The sequence below is a fragment of the Lysinibacillus sp. GW823-FHT02G10 genome (assembly GCF_058797135.1).
Genome location: NZ_JBXAJI010000023.1, coordinates 1 through 1,549, shown reverse-complemented (window position 1 = coordinate 1,549; position 1,549 = coordinate 1). Strand labels below are relative to the sequence as shown.

The window sequence follows — 1,549 nt, the reverse complement described above, 5'->3', positions numbered from 1 at the left end:
ATGATTCCATACAAACACGAACCATTCACAGATTTTTCACAAGAGGCAAACTACAATGCTTATGTAGAGGCTTTAAATAAAGTTGAAGGTTACTTAGGTCAAGACTACCCACTAATTATTGGTGGCGAGCGCATTACAACAGAAGATAAAATCGTTTCGTACAATCCTGCAAAGAAAACAGAAGTCATTGGTCGCGTTTCGAAAGCAAGCAAAGATTTAGCTGAAAAAGCGATGCAAGCGGCAGATGAAACATTCAAAACATGGAAAAAAGTTGATCCAGCCATTCGTGCGGACGTTCTTTTCAAAGCGGCAGCGATTATCCGTCGTCGTAAACATGAATTCTCAGCTTTATTAACAAAAGAAGCCGGGAAACCATGGGCAGAGGCTGATGCAGATACAGCGGAAGCAATCGACTTCATGGAATACTATGGTCGCCAAATGCTACGCATTAAAAACGGTCAGCCAGTCGAAAGCCGTCCAGGTGAATATAATCGTTATGACTACATTCCATTAGGAATCGGTATTGTCATTTCTCCTTGGAACTTCCCATTTGCAATCATGGCTGGGACAACAGTAGCTGCTTTAGTAACAGGGAACACAGTGTTATTAAAACCAGCTTCTACAACGCCAGTTGTAGCGTATAAATTTATCGAAGTATTAGAAGAAGCTGGTCTTCCAGCAGGTGCAGTGAACTTCGTACCAGGTTCTGGTGCTGAAGTAGGTGACTACTTAGTCGATCATCCAAAAACACGCTTCATCAGCTTCACAGGTTCACGTGATGTTGGCTTACGTATCAACCAACGTGCATCTGTATTAAACGAAGGCCAAATTTGGATTAAACGTGTCATCGCTGAAATGGGCGGTAAAGATACAATCGTAGTGGATAAAGAAGCAGATTTAGAATTAGCTGCACAATCCATCGTGAAATCAGCATTTGGTTTCTCAGGTCAAAAATGTTCAGCATGTTCTCGTGCTGTCATCGTAGAAGATGTGTATGAGCAAGTGGTAAATCGCGTAGAAGAGTTAACAAACGCTTTAACAGTGGGTGACCCAACTGATTACAGCAACTTCATGGCAACAGTAATTGACCAAGCAGCATTCAATAAAATTACTGAGTACATCGAAATCGGTAAAGGCGAAGGTCGTTTAGTAGCTGGTGGTACAGCAGACGATTCAGTTGGCTACTTCGTACAACCAACTGTATTCGCGGACGTAGATCCTTCTGCTCGTATTATGAAGGAAGAAATCTTCGGACCAGTGGTAGCCATTGCAAAAGCAAAAGATTTCGACCATGCGATTGAAATTGCAAACGATACAGAATACGGTTTAACAGGTGCTGTTATCACAACAAATCGTATGAACCTAGAAAAAGCACGTGAAGAATTCCATGTAGGAAACCTTTACTTCAACCGTGGCTGTACAGGTGCAATCGTAGGTTACCAACCATTTGGTGGCTTCAACATGTCAGGTACAGATTCAAAAGCAGGTGGCCCAGACTACCTACAACTGCATATGCAAGCAAAAACAACTTCAGAAATGCTTTAATTTT

Annotated in this window: 1 protein-coding gene; it reads left to right on the top strand. The window is 42.0% G+C overall.

Annotated elements, in window-relative coordinates; genetic code table 11:
• The gene (pruA, locus tag AC1RFD_RS22295) at positions 1-1,545 is read left to right on the top strand and encodes an L-glutamate gamma-semialdehyde dehydrogenase (protein WP_202342493.1); all 1,545 of its coding nucleotides are present in this window, start codon (positions 1-3) and stop codon (positions 1,543-1,545) included.
• Positions 1,546-1,549 lie beyond the last annotated feature (4 nt).